We start from the raw sequence: 18,044 nt of genomic DNA, 5'->3' as shown, positions 1-18,044 counted from the left end.
ATGAGATCCCCCCTCCCGGTGCGCAACGGCGTCAATGCGACGCGCCTGCGGCTACCCGAGGACGGACCCTGGGACACCGCCCTCGACTACATCCTGGACCGGTTCGACCACGTGAATCCGGACGGTATCGGCGAGCGCTTCGACCGCGGCGAAGTGGTGGCACTCGGCGGGGAGGTGCTGACGCGGGACACCCCACTCGGTGAGCACACGTTCGTCTGGTACTACCGTGAGCTGCCCGTCGAGGAGCGGCTCCCTGTCGAACTGTCGATCCTGCACCAGGACGAGCGCCTGCTCGTCGTCGACAAGCCGCACTTCCTGCCGACCACGCCGGGCGGCATGTACGTGGCGGAATCGGCGCTCGTCCGGCTGCGGGTGGACCTCGACCTGCCGGACCTCATCCCCATGCACCGCCTCGACAGGATGACCGCAGGCATCCTGATGTTCGCCGTCGACCCCGGGACACGGGGCGCCTACCAGCTGCTGTTCGAGAACCGGCGCATCAGCAAGGAGTACCGGGCCGTGGCGCCCGTGCGCCCGGAGCTCGGCCTTGACAGTGCGCCGATGGACGTCCGCAGCCGGATCGTGAAGTCCCGTACCTATCTCCTCGCGCAGGAGGTGGAGGGACCCGACAACACGCACACCACCGTCAGCCTCCTGGACCAGCGCGACGACCGCGGGCTGTACCGGTTGCAGCCGCACACCGGCAAGACCCATCAGCTCCGCCTGCACATGGCATCCCTCGGTCTCGGGATCCTCAACGATCCCTTCTACCCCGTCCTGCATCCTCAGGCACCGGACGACTACACACGTCCCCTCCAGCTGCTGGCCCACAGCATCGGTTTCACCGACCCGGTGGACGGCACGGAGCGGCGCTACGAATCGGCCCTCACACTCGCCGCATTCGCCTGAGCCTGCGCTGCGAGCGCACTCCACGTCACCGAGCGCGGCACGGGCGGTAGATTTGCAGGGTGGACCTGCCCGGTACGGACATCCCAGCACCGCTCTACCTCCTCGTCATGTTCGCCGTGATCGTCGTCGACGTGGCGATCCCCCTCGTGCCCTCGGAACTGCTGGTCATCGGTTCGGGAACCATGTCCTCGGACGATCCCCTCCTGCTCCCCTTCGCGGTCCTCACCGCACTCGCGGGCAGCTGGGTGGGCGACGTCGCCCTGTTCCTGCTGTTCCGCCGCAAACTGACGCACTTCCTCGACCGCTTCCGGTGGGGGCGGTCGATCCACCGCGGGCTGCGCAGCGCCATCGACAAAGCCGGCAGCTCTCCCACCTATGCCGCAGTGGTGGCCGTCCGATTCCTTCCCGGGGGACGCACGGCCAGTGTCGCGGTCGCCGGGATCGCGGAGTTGCCGCTGCGCCCGTTCATGCTCGCTGCAGCCGGCGGCGGCGCGCTCTGGACGGCCTGGCTCGTGGGACTCGGTTACGTGGCCGGGGCCTCGACCGGCCTGCCCGCAGGGGTCAGCGCCCTCCTCGGAATGGCGGTCGGTACGCTGGTGGGAGCCATCACGGCGGCAATCCTCGCCCTGAAGAAACACCGGAAGGCCAGACATCCGCATGAGCACCCCGAAGAACCCGGGACCCCGGCTCCCTGACCGACCGGTCAGGGAGCCGTCGATCGCACAGGAGAAGGCCCCGGCGGAGCCGCCCTCCGACACCTCAAGCGTCCTCGAACGGCTGAAGGCCGCGCAGCCACGCAGCGTGGTCCGCGCGGACGAGGAATCGCGGGGTCCGGGTGCGGAACGCACCGGAGGAGCCGGGAACCCTTCGAAGCCGGCGGCTCGATCCTCGGACGCACCTGGTGCGGGCACCTTTATCGGGCGCCCGTCCCTCGGGCGGGCCTCCAGCGAGCGCCCTTCCACCGGCGATACCAGAACCACCGCGACCGACGTCGGGACGGCACCGCGCCGGCGCGCCGCCGCGGAGAGGGCCACGCTGGCCGCGGAGAAGGCACGAACGGCCGCAGGCGTCGCCGGACGGGCCGTCGGCAGGGGCAGCAGCGCCACCCTCAGCCACGTCAGGTCGTGGAACCCCGACATCGTGCGCCAGAGCGTCGTCACCGTCTGTGCCATCGCGTGCATCCTCGGCTCCGCAGCGGGTGTCGGGGCGTTCGGCGGTCCCTCGATCCGCGACGCCGCGGGTGGGCTCTTCGCCCCGGACGCGACCCTCCTGGCGCCGTCCTCCTCCGCGTTCTCGATCTGGAGCGTGATCTACGCGGGTCTCGTGGCCTACACGGCGTTCCAGTGGCTGCCGTCGCAGCGACGCACTCCGAGGCAACGGCGCCTCGGCTGGACGGTGGCGGCGTCGATGCTCCTGAACCTCGCCTGGATTCTCAGTGCCCAGGCAGGCGGGCTCACTCTCAGTCTCGTGGTCATCATGCTGCTGTTCTTCGCGCTGCTCTCCGCCGTGCGGACCCTGAACCTCCACCCGAACGAGACCCGGCTGGAGGGCGCCCTCGTCGACACCCCGATCGGGTTATATTTCGGCTGGGTGCTGCTGGCTGCGGGAGCGAATGCCGCGGCCTTCTTCACCGCCACCGGTGCGGACCTCTTCGGCTGGGAGGGCACCACCTGGGCGATGCTCGGCATCATCGCCATCCTGATCACGGCCGCCGTCGTCTGTTCCACTGATCGCGGACGCCTGTCCGTGGCCGTGGCCACCTCGTGGGGATTCCTGTGGATCGCCGTCGAGCGCTCCATCGGCCGGCCCGCCGCACTGAGCGTCGCCTTCGTCGCGGCCCTCGCCGTCTTCCTGCTGCTCATCACCGCAGGGTCACGGCGGCACCGGGTGGACCACGCGTACCGCCGGTGGCTCCGCGCGCAGGAGGACGCACAGCGCGAACCGATCGACCTGCTCGGCGACGAGGAGGCCCGCTCCTAGGGCCTCACCCGACACCGGCGGGGCACCGCGCGTGGAGACACGGCGCCCCGGCCGTCCTCCTACCGCTGATCACCCACGGTCACGGCGATCTTCCCGCGGATGTGCCCTTCCATGCTGGCGCGGAAGGCGTCCGCTGCGCGGTCGAGCGGGATGCTCTCGGCGAGGACCGGCGTGACGCTGCCGGCTTCGACCAGCTCGGTGAGGGCGAGGAGATCGGCGGAATCGGGCCTGACGAAGATGTAGCGTCCGCCCCTGTCCTTCACCTCGGCGTCGGCCACGGACGCGACGCGCTCCGGGGACTTCAGGTGCTCGAGGGATGCCACCCAGTCCTCTCCACCCACGAAGTCGACGACGGCGTCCAGCCCGTCGGGTGCGAGCCCGGCGATGCGGTCGGCGATGCCCTCGCCGTAGGTCAGTGGCTCGGCGCCGAGCGACCGCAGGAACTCGTGGTTCTTCTCCGATGCCGTGGCCAGCACCCTCGCACCCCAGGCCTTCGCGATCTGGATGGCGTAGGTCCCCACCCCGCCGGCACCGTTGTGCACGAGGACGGTCTCGCCCTCGCCCGCACCGACGGCCCGCAGCGCCTGGAATGCGGTGAGGCCTGCGAGCGGCATCGTCGCGGCCGCGGCCCAGGACACGTTCTTCGGCTTGCGCGCGAGCGTCCGCACGGGTGCGGCGACCTGCTCGGCGAAGGTACCGAAAGCCACGGTGTCCGTCCGGACGTAGCCGATCACCTCGTCACCGGCTTCGAACTCGGTCACGGACGGGCCGGGCTGGGTGACGACGCCGGCCACGTCCCACCCCGGGATCACGGGGAAGAAGGCGGGCAGCGCGGCGTCCAGGTAGCCGGCCGTGATCTTCCAGTCCACCGGATTCACCGAGGAGGCCCGGACGTCGACGAGCACCGCGTCCGGGCCGACCTTCGGGTCCGGCTGCTCTCCGTACTGCAGGACGTCGGGATCGCCGTACTTCTCGTAAAAGACTGCCTTCATGGTGCTCCTCCTGGTCATCCGGCCGGAGCCGGGGGTCGGTGTCCACTGGCGGCAACCGACTCCCCGGGGCACCTATTCCGGGCCCGGGATCAGCCGGTGTTGCGCATCCCTGCGGCCACACCGTTGATGGTGATGAGCATGGCTCGCTGGAGTTGCCCGTCGGGCCGGCCGCCGTCGGCCTCGGCCCGCACGCGGCGCAGGAGCTCCACCTGCAGATAGGAGATCGGGTCGAGGTACTGGTCGCGGACGGCGAGCGACCGCTTGAGGACGGGCTGGTTGTCGAGCAGCTCCGTCTCGCCCGTGAGGTGACGGATCTCGGCCAGGGTGAGCTCGTACTCCTCGCGGATCACGCCGAAGAGGTGCTGCAGATCCTCGGGGACCAGCGCCTCCACGTAGTGCGCGGCGATCTCGAGGTCGGTCTTCGCGAGCGTCATCTCGACGTTCGAGACGACGGTGCGGAAGAAGTGCCAGCGCTCCAGCATCTCGGACAGCAGGTCCTCGTGGCCCGCCTCACGTGCTGCGCGCAAGCCGGAGCCCACACCGAACCAGCCAGGAACGATCTGCCGTGACTGGGTCCAGCCGAAGACCCAGGGAATCGCCCGGAGGCCGCCCAGGCCGCTCCCGGAATCTGGTCGCTTCGAGGGACGCGAGCCGATGTTGAGCGACCCCAGCTGCTCGACAGGCGTCGAGGCGAGGAAGTACGCGGGCAGGTCCTCGTGGTCGATCAGCGAGCGGTACTGCGCGAACGCGGCGTCGGACACCGTCTCCATGACCTCCGCCCAGCGGCCGCGCTCGTCCTCCGAGGTCCGGGGTGTGCGGTGCAGCGCCGAGCCCTGCATCACGGCGGCGAGGGAGAGCTCGAGGTTCTCGCGGGCCAGGGCCGGCAGCGAGTACTTGTCGCTGATGACCTCGCCCTGCTCGGTGAACTTGATCTCGCCCTCGAGGACGCCGTTGGGCTGCGCGAGGATGGCGTCGTAGGTCGGCCCGCCGCCTCGGCCCACCGAGCCACCGCGTCCGTGGAAGAGGCGCAGCCGGACGCCGTGCTTCGCAGCGACATCGCGCAGGCGACGCTGGGTCTTGTGGATCTCCCAGAGGCTCGTCAGCACGCCGGACTCCTTGTTGGAATCGGAGTACCCCAGCATGACCTCCTGCAGGTCGCCGCGCAGGCGCACCACCTCCCGGTAGGTCGGGTCGGAGAGCAGGGTGTCCACGATCTCGGCGGAGACGCGGAGCTCGTCCACGGTCTCCAGGAGCGGCGCGAACCCGATCTTCGCGAACGCCCCGGACTCGGGGCCGCCGGACCCGTCACCGACGACGTCGACCAGTCCGGCCTCGCGTGCGAGCACGACGGGCGCGAGGACGTCGTCCGCTCCGCGCGTCATGGAGACGATGTAGGTCTCGACGACGTCGGGACCGTAGGTACGGAGGGCGGCGGCAATCTCGCGGAAGACGTCGAAGGTGCGGCGGGCGCCGTCGTCGAGGGGTGGGTTACCGGCCGCGAGCGGCCGGCGCGAGGCGAGTTCGCGGGCCAGCGTCCGGAGACGGCCCTCGCGGTCCAGCTCGAGGTAGGGCACGTCCAGCTCGCCGAGGCGGTCGGTCAGCTGCGCGACCACGTCGTGGTGCATGTCGGCGTGCTCGCGGATGTCCAGGGTGGCGAGGTGCAGGCCGAAGGAGGAGATGACGCGTGACGCCGTCGCGAGCGCGCCGTCGGCGGCGAGGCTCGCCGAGTGCTGCCGCAGCGATTCGCCGAGAAGCTCCAGGTCGGCGAGCACCTGCGCGGTGTCGTTGTAGTCCCGGCCCGGCTCGTGCGCCGTCTGCTGCTGCACCCGTGCCGCGGTGTTGAGCAGCTTCGCCTTCACGCACGTCAGTTTCAGCCGGTAGGGCTCCTGCGCGTTGAGTTCGAGCACGCGCTTGTCGAGCCGTGGCAGGTTCGCGAGGTCACGCTCGATGGAGGCCGTCAGTTCCTCGGACGCTCCGACGATCGCGGTCGACGAGGACAGCGACGAGATGAGCCGGTCGATGAAATGGATCGCGATCCGGACGGCCTGCTGGTTCTGGATCTGGAGGATCTCGCGGGTCACCGCGGCCGTGACGTTCGGGTTGCCGTCGCGGTCCCCGCCGATCCACGAACCGAATTTCAGCGGCGCCCCGGCGGCCGGCAGCGTGACGCCGTGCTGCGCCAGGAGGTCGGAGAGGTCCTCGAGCAGTTCCGGCATCGAGGTCGTGAGGATGTCCCCGAGGTAGTACATGGCGTTGCGCGCCTCGTCGATGGGCGTGGGCCGCACCTGCCGCAGCTCGTCGGTCTGCCAGATCAGGTCGATCACCTCGGCCAGCCGGCGGTCCTGCCGCCGGCGCTGCTGCGAGCCCTCCGCCGTCGTCTCCGCGAGGACGTCGGACAGGCGCCGCAGCTTGTCCAGCACCGAGCGGCGGGATGCCTCGGTGGGGTGCGCCGTGAACACGGGCCGTACGTCCAGTTCCCGGACCACTGCGGCGAGCGCCTCGGGGCCGGCGTCGGACGCGATGCGGGAGACCGTCTGTGCGAGCCAGCCGTCGTCCTCCGAGCGCGTGCGGAGCCCCCGCACGCGGTGGACCTGCTCGGCGGCGTTGGCGAGGTGGAAGTAGGCCGCGAAAGCGCGCACCAGCTCCGTGGCCTGGTCGATGGGCAGTGCCGCGAGGAGTTCGCGGACCTGCCCCGCGAGCTCCGCCCGCTCGCCGGCGTCGTCGACTGTGCCCGACTCCTTGGACTGCTTGGTGAGCAGGCGGACCCGCTCCACGAGGTCGAGCAGCTCCTGGCCGTGCTGTCGCACCAGCGATTCGCCGAGGAGCGTGCTGACACGGCGCACGTCGGCGCGGAGGTCGGAACTGATGTCGCCGGCGGTCTCGCTGAACGAATCAGCGGCACGCGCGGGGGACACTTCGGGGGACACTGTCACGACAGCCTGCTTTCAGGTCACGGAAAACGAGGCGTATGCGGCACTGGATACGACGGATTGCTGTTGGGATACTACCGAGTAATGTGGCGCGCGACTCACTGCGTCCGCCATGTGAACCCGTCGGGCAGGGCTGATCAGCGCACCGGGAGGGCGACGACGACGAGCAGCGCGGCCGCCGCTGTCAGGACGACGGCGGCGCTCGTCCCGGCGACCGCCGCCACATCCGCACTGGTCCGCCCGCTGCTGATTCCGCGGGCACTGCGGCGGTACCGGCGCGCCTGGCCCGCCACGATCACGAGGGCGAGGATCGCGGTCAGGGCCGAGAGGATCAGGGGGAAGGCGCCGTGCCGCGGCACCCATCGGAGGAAGAGCGCCCCGCAGACCACCAGCGCGAGCAGGGTGCGGTTCCAGGCGAGGGTCGTCCGCTCCGGCTGCAGCCCCGGGTCGGCGTGCAGGCCGGGCGCCGTGCACCGACCTGGCGTCGCGGGCGGGCCGGCCACTGACGCTGCCCGCCTCGTCGCTCTCACCCGCCGCCCTGCGGAGCGACGAGGACGACGACGAGCACCGCGCCCGCGATGAGAGCCCCACCGGCGGCCAGCACCGGGACCAGGAGGGGCAGGGGCAGGGGCGCGCGACGGCGCATGGCCCGTTCCACCCGGAGCCAGCGGAGACCGGCGGCGAGCGCCATGATCATGGCCAGTACCAGCAGGGTGACGGCGAGGAAGGTCCGCAGGGCCGGATCGAAGGCGGCCGGGGTGAAGGCCTCGACGGCGATCCCGCCGGCGAGCAGTGCCAGCGCCGTCCGGATCCAGGCGAGGAACGTCCGCTCGTTGGCGAGGGTGAAGCGCGGATCGGGCTCGACTCCGCCGCCGAGCAGCCGCGCTGCCCACGCGCCGCGGCCTTCGGGCCGGTGCTCGCTGGAGGACGTCACCGGCCCATCGTAGGCGCTGCTGCTCCCACCCATCTCAGGCGAAGGCCGAGATACCCGTCAGCGCCCTGCCCACGATGAGGCTGTTGATCTCGTAGGAGCCCTCGTAGGTGTACACGGCCTCGGCATCGGCGAAGATCTTCGCCATGCCGTAGTCCGTGACGATCCCGTTTCCGCCGAGGATCCCGCGCCCGAGTGCCACCGTCTCGCGCATGCGGGCCGTGGTGAAGGACTTGGCGAACGCGGCCTGCGGCATGTCGGACTCGCCCTGCTCCTGCAACGCGGCGATGCGCGCCATGACGCCGAGGCTCGCCGTCGTATTGCCCATCATCGTGACAAGCTGATCCTGCACGAGCTGGAAACCGGCGATCGGCCGTCCGAACTGGTGCCGCTCGACGGCGTACTGACGGGCGACGTCGAACGCCGTTAGCTGTTGCCCCACGGCCTGCCATCCGACGAGGATGCGGGAACCGAGCAGGAGCTGGCGGGTGTCGTTGAACGTCTTGATGCCGGCGAAGCGGTCGGCCTCGGGGACGCGGACGTCCGTCAGCGTGATGTCCGCGTTCTGGACGGTGCGCAGGGCGGTCTTGTTGGCGATGGCCGTGCGGGTGACGCCGGGCAGCGTGGCGTCGAGGATGAAGCCCCGCACGCCCCCGGTCTCCGTGTCCCGCGCCCAGAGGAGCATGTAGTCGCAGAACGTCCCGTTGCCGATCCACCGCTTCGCACCGTTGATGATCCAGGTGTCGCCGTCGCGCGTGGCCGTGGTCGCCATGCCGCCGGCGACGTCGGACCCGTGCAGGGGCTCGGTCAGGGCGAAGGCCCCCGTGATCTTCAGGTCCATGGCGTCCTGCAGCAGCCGGTTCTTCTGGTCCGGGCTGCCGAAGGTGTGCAGCGCTTCGACGAAGAGGTCGTGGTGGACCATGAAGAACGTGGCGATCGAGGTGTCCGCACGGGTGAGCTCGGCGATCACCAGTCCGCTGAACAGATGGCTGTAGCCCTGCTGCACGGGGGTGCTGAGGCCGAGACCGGCGAGCTTCGGCAGGATCTCGTGCGGAAACTCGGCGCGGTTCCACCACTCGACGGCGCGCGGTGAGACCTCCTTGGCGAGGAAGTCCCGGACGTCCTGGAGCTTCTCGCGCTCGTGGTCCGCGAGGAGGGATTCGAAGCCGAGGAAGTCGGCGGTGGGCAGTTGGCTCTCCATCGAGCCGTCCTTTCGATCGAGCTGAGACCTGAGTGGATCGGAGGCGCTTATCTCGGTGCCATGCGGATGGCGCCGTCGAGGCGGATCGTCTCGCCGTTGAGCATCTGGTTCTCGACGATGTGCGCGGCGAGCGCCGCGTACTCGACGGGCTTCCCGAGCCGGGACGGATGCGGCACCTGGGCGCCCAGGGAATCCTGGGCCTCCTGCGGCAGGCCCGCCATCATCGGCGTCTCGAAGATGCCGGGCGCGATGGTGACCACGCGGATGAGGGACCGCGCGAGTTCGCGCGCGATGGGGAGTGTCATGGCCGCGACTCCGCTCTTCGACGCGGCGTACGCGGGCTGGCCGATCTGCCCGTCGAACGCCGCCACGGATGCCGTGTTGATGATGACGCCGCGTTCGTCCGAGCCGCCGACGCCGGTGACCGGCGACGTGCGTGCCATGGCCTCCGCCGCGAGGCGGATGACGTTGAAGGTGCCCACGAGGTTGACGGTGATCACGCGCGTGAACTGCTCGAGCGGGAGGACGCCGTCGCGCCCCAGGACCTTGCCCGGCGTCGCGATCCCGGCGCAGTTCACCACGATCCGCAGCGGGCCGAGGGACGCCGCTTCCTCGACGGCGGCCTGGACCTGGGCGGGCTCGGCGACGTCCGCGGCAACGAACCGTGCACGCTCACCCGAGGGATCGAGCCCGACGGCAGCCTCCTGGCCCGCGGACTGCGGGAGGTCGACGAGCACGACGGACGCGCCGTCGTCGAACAGCCTGCGGGCGGTAGCGAGCCCGAGCCCGGACGCGCCACCGGTGACGAGGGCCACCGCTCCCCTGATGTCCATGCCAACCCTTTCGCCGCCCGGGACCGCCGTTGGCCCCGTGTGCGGCCCAGCGTACTGTGACGTGGCCCACTGCGCACCCGGCGGGGGTTCCACTGCGCATCCTGCACGGTCCCGCGGTGCGGCTGCGTGGCTAGGGTGGTCCATATGCCCATCCCCCATGCCGCCGCTCCCACGGCCGCTGCGACCGTGCGCCGCCTCTACGCGCGCCGCAGCCTCCACGTGCCGGGAACCCGGCTCGGGGCCATCGCCTTCCCGCCGCCGACCAGCGCCCACAGCCACTGGCACTACTGGTGGCAGGCGCATTTCCTGGACTGCCTGCTGGACGAGCACCGGCGCGCGCCGACCGGCGATGCGCTGGCCGAGGCCCGCAGACTGGCCCGCGGCATCTGGCTGCGCAACGGCGCCCGGTGGCGGAACGCCTACTACGACGACATGGCCTGGCTGGTCCTCGCCCTGCAGCGCCTCGATGCGGTGAACGGACGACGCCGGCCCCGCCGTCGCGTCCGGGTTCTCGGCGACGCACTGCGGTCGGCGCACACACCTGACCTCGGCGGCGGGGTCTACTGGAACACCGCCCGCGACTTCAAGAACACCCCGAGCACGGCACCTGCGGCGCTGTTCTTCGCGCGCGCCGGGGACACGCCGCGGGCGCAGGAGCTGCTCGACTGGCTGAGGGGCCGGCTCTTCGACACGGAGCGTGGGCTCTACCTCGACGGGGTGAAGGCCGACGGCCGCGTGCAACGCGCCGTGTACACCTACAACCAGGGCACGGTGCTGGGTGCGCTGGTCGCCGTCGGCGGGACACGCAACCTCGCGCACGCGGCCGCCCTCGTCGAGGCGATCGCCCGGGAGGTCGCGGGAGACGACGGCGTGCTGCCGCTGGCGGCCGACGGCGACGGCGGTCTCTTCACCGGGATCCTCGCCCGCTATCTTGCGGAGGCCGCCGTTGCCGACGTGGGGCACACCGCCGCGACGGCGGCCCGGCGCATGCTCGACGCGACGGCCGACCACGTGTGGGACGGCCGCCGCAGCACCGGCGGAGAGCTCGCGTTCCCGCCTCCGCAGGACGGGCCCGTCAGCCTGTCCTCGCAGCTGCAGGCCTGGATGGTCCTGGAGGCGCACGCCGCCGTCCACGGGCCGGCCACCTGAACCGTCGGGCCAAGGCCGCCCCACCGCACCTGCGGGCGGGCCGTCGCAGTGGAAGACTGCTGGCATGGAGACTCCAGCGCGCGACCACGACCTCGTCCTCTACGGTGCCACCGGCTTCGTCGGTGAGCTGATCGCCGGCCACCTCGCGGACCATGCTCCGGCGGATCTGCGCGTGGGCCTCGCGGGCCGATCGAGAGAGAAGCTCGAGGCGGTGCGGTCCAGGCTGCCGGCCGGCGCGCGGGGCTGGACGCTGATCGAGGCCGATTCGTCGGACCCGGACTCGCTCGCCTCCCTGGCCGCGTCCACGCGCGTGCTGTTCACCACCGTGGGTCCCTACGTGAAGCACGGGCTGCCCGTCGTCGAGGCCTGCGCACGGGCCGGCACCCACTACGGCGATCTGACCGGCGAGGTGTCCTTCGTCCGCGACGCCATCGATCGCTTCGATGCCCTGGCACGAAGCAGCGGTGCCCGGATCGTGCACGCGTGCGGCTACGACTCCATCCCCTCCGACCTCGCCGTGCTCCTGCTCCACCAGGCAGCGGAGGCCGACGGCGCCGGCGGCCTGACCGACGTCCGGCTCGTCGCGACGGCCAGGGGCGGCATCAGCGGAGGCACGATCGATTCGATGCGCGGGCAGCTCGACGGCATGCGGTCGGACGACACCCTGCGGGCGCTCGCCAGGGATCCCTACTCCCTCAGCCCGGACCACACGCGCGAACCGTCCACGCGCCAGCCGTCCGACGTCGCGCGGGTCCGCCGCTCCGAGGACGGCCACTGGACCGGCCCCTTCATCATGGCCTCCGCGAACACGCGGATCGTCCGCCGCAGCAACGCCCTGCAGAACTGGGCCTACGGGCGGTCGTTCCGCTACGGTGAGGCGATGGGCGCGGCCCGCGGACCCAAGGGCGCCGTCATCGCCGGAGCGACGGCTCTCGGCCTGGGCGCCTTCATGGGTGCGATGGCGCTCCCTCCGCTGCGACGCGTGCTCGACCGGGCCCTTCCTGCTCCCGGCTCGGGCCCGAGCGAGAAGACCCGACGCACAGGCTGGTTCCGCTCCGAGGTGACCGCCTCCACGGAGGGCGGCCGGCGCTACCGCTCCGTGGCCGCGGGCCCCGGGGATCCGGGCTACGCCGCCACAGCCGTGATGGCGGGCGAGACGGCACTGGCCCTGGCACTCGACGGCGATCGGCTGCCGCCCCGGAGCGGATCCCTCACGCCGGCCACGGCGCTCGGCGACGTACTCGTGGAGCGCCTCCGCGCGGCCGGTCACACCTACGAGGTGTCGAGGCTGGACTGACCTCCGGCGGGCCGGGGTAGGCGCCTCGTCCCCGGCTCGGTTCCCGGCCGGCTCCGTGGACGGGTTCCCGGCCGGTACGCGTGCGCACCCGGCCCCTAGCGTCCACCCGCCTTCGGACCCTGGGGATAGAACGTCTCGCCCCGCGCGAGCATCGCGACGAACTTCGCGATGTTCCGCTCCTTCGCCACGTCCGTCTTCAGCTGTGAGAGCCGGAAGATCATGGCGTAGCGGTTCTGCGAGGACAGGGTGCCGAACATGGCCAGCGCGGCGTCGTCGGTCTCGATCGCCGCCATGAGCTCGACCGGCACCGTCGCGTCGGCCGGACCGGCGTAGGCCCGCTCCCACCGTCCGTCGGCCTGCGCCGCCGCGACAGCCCGCTCCCCGGCGTCGCGCATCCGGCCCTCGCTGCGCAGTCGGTCGACGTAGGTCCGGTTGCGGATGGACCAGATGCTCCGGGGCCCACGGGGCGTGAAGCGCTGGAAGTAGCTGCCGTCATCGCGCGAGCGCGCCTGACCGTCGATCCAGCCCACGCACAGCGCCTCGTCCAGCGCCTGCGCGTAGGTGAGGAGGGTCGTCGATCCGCCCTTCTTGTGCTGGATGAGCCAGACACCGGGCGACTCGTCGTGGTGCTCCTCGAGCCACAGGCGCCATGCCTGCGCGTCCGGCAGGAGGAGTTCGGGCAGTTCGGCCTTCATGCGCTCACTGTAGGCCCGCGCCTGCTCTTCCGGAACAGGTCATGGGTCAGGATGGGGAGTCAGGCCTTCCGCGGCTCCGCCGTCGCGGAGCAGGCACTCCCACCGACCCGAGGAAACCCATGCTCCGCGTCCGACCGCTCGTGTACCCGTCCGACCTCGCGGCGTCCGCTCGCTTCCTGACGGCGCTCGGGCTCCGCCCCGCCGCCGAGCCGGAGCGCGACTCCTCGTTCGCCGTGTTCGACGCCGGCAACGGCAGGGTGGCGCTGCAGGCCGGCGTTCCCGGCAGCACCGGGAAAGGCGTCTCGACCCTCGCGTTCGAGGTCGCCGACGTGCCGGAGTTCGCCCGCCGCACACGTGAGGCGGGAACGGGCGTCGAGCTCTCCGGCGACGCGCAGCACCGTTCCGCACTCATCAGCGCTCCCGATGGCACCACCTTCTCCGCCGCCGCCGGTCCCCGGGACACCGGCGTCCCGCCGTCGCCCCTGTCCGTCCTGGTGCTCTGGCGCACCCCCGACGTCGCAGCCGCCGCGAAGATCCTCGAGGACATCGGAGCACAGCCACGGCTCAGCGCTGCCGACGCATCCCGGCACGACTTCCGGGCGAAGAACGGCGGCCTCGTCGTCGTCCGCCCCGGAGGGCAGGCCACCGTCGAGCTCGCGTTCGAGTACGGCAGCGATGTCCGGGACCTGGTCCCCGCACTCGCGGACGGCGGATTCGGGCCCGCGGTGGTCGACACGGGCGACGGGTGGTCCCTGCGTGTGGCGTCGCCCTGGGGCACGGAGGTGGAGATCGCTGAGCGGCGGGGCGACGTCGACGGCGCCGGGCACTGAGCATCCCCTCGCAGGCCCGGACCACCAGCCCCCGCGGCGGATTCAGCCACGGGCCGAAGAACCGCGCGCCGTTCCGACCGGGGCGCGGGTCTGCTATAGAACTGGGGGTATGAACGTTCGCACCCCTGACCCCAACCCGGGCTGGCTCTCCGAAGATGACCTGTACGAGGCCCGCCGCCGCCTGCCGATGGTCTACGTGGAGGCGATCCCCGTGCGCTGCGACACCCTCGGGTACGTCAGCGAGGTGGGATTGCTGCTCCAGGCCAACGAGCAGGGCGAGATGGTGCGGACGTTCGTCTCCGGCCGCGTGATGTACCGCGAGACCATCCGCGCCGCACTGCTGCGCCACCTCGAGAAGGATCTGGGACCCATGGCGTTGCCCCAGCTCTCGCCGTCGCCCCTGCCCTTCACGATCGCCGAGTACTTCCCGTCCCCCTCCGAGACCGGACTGACCGATGATCGCCAGCACGCCGTCGCCCTGGCGTACCTGATCCCCGTGACGGGCGAATGCAATCCCCGCCAGGACGCACTGGAGCTCTCCTGGCTGACGCCCGCCGAGGCGCTCAGCCCGTCCATCCAGGCGGAGTTCTCGGGTGGCCGTGGCGATCTGCTGCGGCAGGCGCTCGCCCACGCGGGCTGGGGTCGCTGAGCAGGAGCGGGCACCTCGGGGCGCGTGCTTCCCGTATCGTGAGACGCGCGTGCTGGGGAGCGGGCGAGTGTTCCGGGGCTAGTGGCAGAGGTTGGCACGACTGACGATGATGGTGAACAGGATGGACCGGACAGGGCTCCGGGCAGTACCCGCCGAGGTACTGGCGGCCGGGGACCTGCTGGCGGTGCCCGACGGCGGTGAGCCCGCCGAGGTAGCGGCGGTCGCGGTGGAGGACGATGACTTCGGAGTACCCGCCCTCGTGGTCGCCACGCTCGCGAACGGACGGCGCCTGAGACTCGCCACCGGGTCCATGGCCTACCTCGAACCCGCCGGGAGTGATCTCGGGGGCTCCGCCGTCGCCGCGGACCACGGGTCCGCCGAGGAACTCGTGGCCCAGACAGCGCAGGCACACCCGGACAATCCGGCCCTGCAGGAGCTCGCGGGGCGGCTCGCACGCGGCATCAACCTCAAGTCCGGGAGCAACCTCCAGGACCTGCACCAGTTCGCCCTGACCCTCCTCGTCGACGAGGGCGATACCGCGGCCTCCCTGACGATCGCCGACCTCCTCGCGGACCTGCCCTTCGACGGGAACTTCGGGCGCTGGAAGTGGATCGAGGGCGGACTCGCCATCGCCGCCTACCTGACGCGGCACGACGACGTCCGGTCCGCCCGCTACTCCACCGCGATCCGGGCTGCGGACGATGCCGAGGCCGATCCGCTCCGCGCCAAGACCGCCGCCATGTACCGGCAGCGGCAACTGAACGAGCCGAACGTCTACGATCCCGAGATCCTCCGGGCCTCGGGCGCCGGCCGCTCCGAGGTCGAGCGGGACTGGCGCGTCCTGCGCATCGGCGTGCTCCTGTACCTTCGGGCGCACGGCGGGTCGGAGACGTTGAGCCGCGACATCCTGGAGCGCCGCATCGCCGCTGAGCTCGCCGCCGTCGCCGCCCTGAACGCGCAGCTGGGCGAGTAGGCAGCGCGCCGGCTGTTCCCCACAGGCCGCCGTCGGGCCGCAGGCCGATGGGCTGGCAAAATGGTGGAGTGCATCCACAGTCCCAGCAGTCCGCGTTCTCCTTCGCCGTCCACCACCGGATCGAGGACACGACGCCGGGAGCGGACGGGCCCGGGCCGCGGCACGGACGTACCGGCACCATCACCACCCCGCACGGCGACATCCGGACACCCGCCTTCATCCCCGTGGGCACCAAGGCTTCGGTGAAAGCGGTCCTGCCCGAAGCCATGAAGGAGCTCGGCGGGCAGGCGCTCCTGGCCAACGCCTATCACCTGTACCTGCAGCCGGGTGCGGACGTGCTCGACGAGGCGGGCGGGCTCGGGGCCTTCATGAACTGGCCCGGCCCCACGTTCACCGATTCCGGCGGCTTCCAGGTCATGAGCCTCGGCTCGGGCTTCAAGAAGGTCATCACCATGGACGTGCCGGTGGATGCCGAAGCGGCGGGCGCGGACGACCGCGTGGCGACCGGCAAGGAACGCCTCGCGCACATCGACGACGACGGCGTCTGGTTCAAATCCCACCTCAACGGGGACCGGCACCGGTTCAGCCCCGAGATCTCCATGCAGGTGCAGCACCAGCTCGGCGCGGACATCATGTTCGCCTTCGACGAGCTGACCACGCTCATGAACTCGCGCGGCTACCAGGAGGAATCCCTCGAACGCACGCGCCTGTGGGCCCTGCGCTGCATCGCCGAGCATCAGCGCCTCACCGCGGAACGCAGCCACCGCCCCTACCAGGCGCTGTTCGGCGTCATCCAGGGCGCGCAGTACGAGGATCTCCGCCGGAAGGCGTCGGCCGATCTCGGAGCGATGGACTTCGACGGGTTCGGTATCGGCGGTGCGCTGGAGAAGGAGAACCTCGGGACGATCCTCGGCTGGTGCAGCGACGAACTGCCGGAGGACAAGCCGCGGCACCTGCTCGGGATCTCCGAGCCGGACGACCTGTTCACCGGGATCGAGAACGGGGCCGACACCTTCGACTGCGTCTCCCCGACGCGGGTAGCCCGCAACTCCGCGTTCTACACGCCGGACGGCCGCTGGAACCTCTCGAACGCGCGCTTCAAGCGGGACTTCACGCCGCTCGTCGACGGCTGCGACTGCTACACCTGCACCCACTACACCCGCGCCTACATCCACCACCTGTTCAAGGCCAAGGAGATGGTCTCGGCCACCCTGATCTCCATCCACAACGAGCGCTTCGTGGTGCGCATGGTCGACGACGCCCGCGCAGCGCTGGAGGACGGGAGCTTCTACGACCTCAAGGCCGAGGTCCTGGGGCGCTACTACGCCTGACGGCTGCTCCCCCTCCTCGGGGGGCGCGCCGAGCCGGGCTGCCAGACCCGCGGGGGCGTCACACCGGCTCTGACACTCGGCCACGGGTTTGTCCGTGTGCACGCCGCATTGTCCACATTACGCCTCTCGAACGCGCCCGTCGGGGCCGCCGCTGCGATCCTCGTGGCATGACGGATCACCAGGACGCGCTGGGCACCAAGACGCTTTGGCGTTACCGCGAACTCTTCGACGAGGGCCTGACCCGCCGCGACGTCCAACACTTCCTGGCCGACGGCGACCTCCGGCGCCTGCGGAAGAACTGCTACGTCACCGAAGCGCACTGGGCATCGTTGACCGCGGTGGAACGGCTCGCGCTCCGCGCCGAGGCTCATCATCACAGCCTCGTCGGCAGGCCGACCACGCAGCACGTCTACAGTCATGAGACCGCGGCAGTCCTGCACGGCCTCGAGCTGTGGCGGCCCGGAGCCGACGTCCATGTCACCCAGCCCACCCGCACCTCCAATTCCAGTCACGGTCCGGACGTCCGGAACCACAGCGCCGAGCTGACCGACGACGACGTCGTCCTTCTCCGCGGGTTACCGACGACGTCGCTCCAGCGGACCGCGGTGGACTGTGCCCGCTCGCTGTCCTTCGACCAGGCCCTGATCGTCGTCGACCAGTGCCGTGCGCGCGGCGTCGACCGCGCGGGGGCACTCACCGCGCTCGACCTTCTGGGCCCTGTGACGGGAGCGGCCCGCGCCCGGGACGTGATCGTCGCGTCGGACCCGTCGTCGGAGTCGCCGGGCGAGTCCCTGGCCCGCATCCGGCTGCGCCGCCTCGGTCTGCCGGCGGCGCAGTGCCAGGTCGAGGTACTTACACGTCTGGGGTTGTATCGGCTGGACTTCGCGTGGCCGGATCTGCGTGTCGGCCTGGAGTTCGACGGACGGATCAAGTACTTCGGTGCGATCCCGACGGACGAGGTCCTGTACCAGGAGCGACGCCGGGAGCGGGCGCTGGTCGAAGCCGGCTGGAGGATCATCCGCATCGAGTGGGACGACCTCTTCAGGGAAGCGCAACTCGAGGCGCGGCTTCGTGGGGCGCTCGACGGGGCTGCTCGACGCACGGTCGCCTGACCGTCGTCCGGTTGCAGCCGGCCCAGCGCCGCCCGTGCGGCTGATCGTCCTTCGACAGCGGCGACGTCGCCCGATCCCGACAGGACGTCGATAGCTTCAACACCGCGATCCCCATGCGCCGCCGGCACCCGGCGGCGACGTCGTGCCCGCCTCCGGGAGCAAACCCGCGGCAGCGTGTCAGACCCGGCGTGACGCCCCCGCGGCTCTGGCAGCCCGGCTCGGCGCGCACGGG

17 protein-coding genes are annotated in these 18,044 nt (G+C 71.1%); 10 read left to right on the top strand and 7 right to left on the bottom strand.

All coding sequences use genetic code 11. The annotated features are described in order from the left end of the window. The 3 genes from FJV46_RS09720 to FJV46_RS09710 are packed head-to-tail and all read left to right on the top strand — an operon-like array spanning window position 1 to window position 2,889. Window positions 1–909 carry an RluA family pseudouridine synthase gene (locus tag FJV46_RS09720; protein ID WP_087028066.1) on the top strand — a complete coding sequence of 303 codons (909 nt, stop codon included), beginning with the start codon at window positions 1–3 and terminating at the stop codon, window positions 907–909. A gap of 59 nt (window positions 910–968) precedes the next feature. Next, window positions 969–1,604, top strand: coding sequence for a DedA family protein (locus FJV46_RS09715; RefSeq protein ID WP_232008567.1), 636 nt, complete (start codon window positions 969–971; stop codon window positions 1,602–1,604). Next, a complete protein-coding gene (locus FJV46_RS09710; RefSeq protein ID WP_087027868.1) occupies window positions 1,567–2,889 on the top strand; it encodes a TspO/MBR family protein in 1,323 nt (440 codons plus the stop codon). Before FJV46_RS09715 ends, FJV46_RS09710 begins: the two co-directional genes overlap by 38 nt. A gap of 59 nt (window positions 2,890–2,948) precedes the next feature. On the opposite strand, the gene FJV46_RS09705 is transcribed toward FJV46_RS09710, so the two are convergent. The 6 genes from FJV46_RS09705 to FJV46_RS09680 all read right to left on the bottom strand — a co-directional run bounded on the left by FJV46_RS09705 (window position 2,949) and on the right by FJV46_RS09680 (window position 9,776). Next, window positions 2,949–3,881: an NADP-dependent oxidoreductase gene (locus FJV46_RS09705; protein ID WP_087027866.1), complete on the bottom strand. Its 933-nt coding sequence runs from the start codon at window positions 3,879–3,881 to the stop codon at window positions 2,949–2,951. A gap of 89 nt (window positions 3,882–3,970) precedes the next feature. Beyond that, complete coding sequence (ppc, locus tag FJV46_RS09700) at window positions 3,971–6,796, bottom strand: phosphoenolpyruvate carboxylase (RefSeq protein ID WP_087027864.1); 2,826 nt, start codon at window positions 6,794–6,796, stop codon at window positions 3,971–3,973. Between the two features lie 152 nt (window positions 6,797–6,948). Next, window positions 6,949–7,314 (bottom strand): DUF202 domain-containing protein, encoded by a 366-nt coding sequence (locus FJV46_RS09695; protein ID WP_232008566.1) that lies wholly within the window; start codon window positions 7,312–7,314, stop codon window positions 6,949–6,951. A 23-nt stretch (window positions 7,315–7,337) separates the two neighbouring features. Continuing rightward, the gene (locus tag FJV46_RS09690) at window positions 7,338–7,778 is read right to left on the bottom strand and encodes a YidH family protein (protein WP_087027862.1); all 441 of its coding nucleotides are present in this window, start codon (window positions 7,776–7,778) and stop codon (window positions 7,338–7,340) included. Between the two features lies 1 nt (window position 7,779). Then, window positions 7,780–8,943, bottom strand: coding sequence for an acyl-CoA dehydrogenase family protein (locus FJV46_RS09685; protein ID WP_087027860.1), 1,164 nt, complete (start codon window positions 8,941–8,943; stop codon window positions 7,780–7,782). 47 nt (window positions 8,944–8,990) lie between these two features. Further along, complete coding sequence (locus tag FJV46_RS09680; RefSeq protein ID WP_087027858.1) at window positions 8,991–9,776, bottom strand: 3-hydroxyacyl-CoA dehydrogenase; 786 nt, start codon at window positions 9,774–9,776, stop codon at window positions 8,991–8,993. A 144-nt stretch (window positions 9,777–9,920) separates the two neighbouring features. Here FJV46_RS09680 and FJV46_RS09675 point away from each other — a divergent pair, with 144 nt between their 5' ends. Together FJV46_RS09675 and FJV46_RS09670 are read left to right on the top strand one after the other, a co-directional pair. Next, entirely contained in the window at window positions 9,921–10,925 is a 1,005-nt protein-coding gene (locus tag FJV46_RS09675) for a glycoside hydrolase family 76 protein (RefSeq protein ID WP_087027857.1), read from the top strand. A gap of 64 nt (window positions 10,926–10,989) precedes the next feature. Then, the gene (locus FJV46_RS09670; RefSeq protein WP_087027855.1) at window positions 10,990–12,222 is read left to right on the top strand and encodes a saccharopine dehydrogenase family protein; all 1,233 of its coding nucleotides are present in this window, start codon (window positions 10,990–10,992) and stop codon (window positions 12,220–12,222) included. Window positions 12,223–12,317: 95 nt separating this feature from the next. Here FJV46_RS09670 and FJV46_RS09665 read toward each other — a convergent pair whose 3' ends face one another. Next, a complete protein-coding gene (locus FJV46_RS09665; protein WP_087027853.1) occupies window positions 12,318–12,917 on the bottom strand; it encodes a YdeI/OmpD-associated family protein in 600 nt (199 codons plus the stop codon). A 119-nt stretch (window positions 12,918–13,036) separates the two neighbouring features. Here FJV46_RS09665 and FJV46_RS09660 point away from each other — a divergent pair, with 119 nt between their 5' ends. The 5 genes from FJV46_RS09660 (at window position 13,037) to FJV46_RS09640 (ending at window position 17,812) form a co-directional block, all read left to right on the top strand. Next, window positions 13,037–13,747, top strand: a complete 711-nt coding sequence (locus FJV46_RS09660) for a VOC family protein (protein ID WP_087027851.1) — start codon at window positions 13,037–13,039, stop codon at window positions 13,745–13,747. A gap of 109 nt (window positions 13,748–13,856) precedes the next feature. Next, the gene (locus FJV46_RS09655; RefSeq protein ID WP_087027849.1) at window positions 13,857–14,396 is read left to right on the top strand and encodes an NUDIX hydrolase family protein; all 540 of its coding nucleotides are present in this window, start codon (window positions 13,857–13,859) and stop codon (window positions 14,394–14,396) included. Between the two features lie 121 nt (window positions 14,397–14,517). After that, window positions 14,518–15,369: a DUF6707 family protein gene (locus FJV46_RS09650; protein WP_232008564.1), complete on the top strand. Its 852-nt coding sequence runs from the start codon at window positions 14,518–14,520 to the stop codon at window positions 15,367–15,369. Window positions 15,370–15,416: 47 nt separating this feature from the next. Then, on the top strand, window positions 15,417–16,700 hold the full coding sequence (tgt, locus tag FJV46_RS09645; protein ID WP_087027845.1) for a tRNA guanosine(34) transglycosylase Tgt: 1,284 nt from the start codon (window positions 15,417–15,419) through the stop codon (window positions 16,698–16,700). Between the two features lie 167 nt (window positions 16,701–16,867). Further along, window positions 16,868–17,812 carry a hypothetical protein gene (locus FJV46_RS09640; protein WP_087027843.1) on the top strand — a complete coding sequence of 315 codons (945 nt, stop codon included), beginning with the start codon at window positions 16,868–16,870 and terminating at the stop codon, window positions 17,810–17,812. Window positions 17,813–18,044: the final 232 nt, after the last annotated feature.

Source organism: Arthrobacter agilis (assembly GCF_006494655.1).
Taxonomy (GTDB): Bacteria; Actinomycetota; Actinomycetes; order Actinomycetales; family Micrococcaceae; genus Arthrobacter_D; species Arthrobacter_D agilis.
This window is presented reverse-complemented; position numbering and strand designations above follow the sequence as displayed.

Excerpts from the sequence above, each read along its gene's own strand:
- FJV46_RS09685 (WP_087027860.1), bottom strand. The coding sequence starts at position 8,943 with ATGGAGAGCCAACTGCCCACCGCCGACTTCCTCGGCTTCGAATCCCTC.
- FJV46_RS09655 (WP_087027849.1), top strand. The coding sequence starts at position 13,857 with ATGAACGTTCGCACCCCTGACCCCAACCCGGGCTGGCTCTCCGAAGAT.
- FJV46_RS09670 (WP_087027855.1), top strand. The coding sequence starts at position 10,990 with ATGGAGACTCCAGCGCGCGACCACGACCTCGTCCTCTACGGTGCCACC.
- FJV46_RS09690 (WP_087027862.1), bottom strand. The coding sequence starts at position 7,778 with ATGGGTGGGAGCAGCAGCGCCTACGATGGGCCGGTGACGTCCTCCAGC.
- FJV46_RS09680 (WP_087027858.1), bottom strand. The coding sequence starts at position 9,776 with ATGGACATCAGGGGAGCGGTGGCCCTCGTCACCGGTGGCGCGTCCGGG.
- FJV46_RS09705 (WP_087027866.1), bottom strand. The coding sequence starts at position 3,881 with ATGAAGGCAGTCTTTTACGAGAAGTACGGCGATCCCGACGTCCTGCAG.
- FJV46_RS09640 (WP_087027843.1), top strand. The coding sequence starts at position 16,868 with ATGACGGATCACCAGGACGCGCTGGGCACCAAGACGCTTTGGCGTTAC.
- FJV46_RS09650 (WP_232008564.1), top strand. The coding sequence starts at position 14,518 with ATGGACCGGACAGGGCTCCGGGCAGTACCCGCCGAGGTACTGGCGGCC.
- FJV46_RS09675 (WP_087027857.1), top strand. The coding sequence starts at position 9,921 with ATGCCCATCCCCCATGCCGCCGCTCCCACGGCCGCTGCGACCGTGCGC.
- FJV46_RS09660 (WP_087027851.1), top strand. The coding sequence starts at position 13,037 with ATGCTCCGCGTCCGACCGCTCGTGTACCCGTCCGACCTCGCGGCGTCC.
- tgt (WP_087027845.1), top strand. The coding sequence starts at position 15,417 with ATGGGCTGGCAAAATGGTGGAGTGCATCCACAGTCCCAGCAGTCCGCG.
- FJV46_RS09665 (WP_087027853.1), bottom strand. The coding sequence starts at position 12,917 with ATGAAGGCCGAACTGCCCGAACTCCTCCTGCCGGACGCGCAGGCATGG.
- FJV46_RS09710 (WP_087027868.1), top strand. The coding sequence starts at position 1,567 with ATGAGCACCCCGAAGAACCCGGGACCCCGGCTCCCTGACCGACCGGTC.
- FJV46_RS09720 (WP_087028066.1), top strand. The coding sequence starts at position 1 with ATGAGATCCCCCCTCCCGGTGCGCAACGGCGTCAATGCGACGCGCCTG.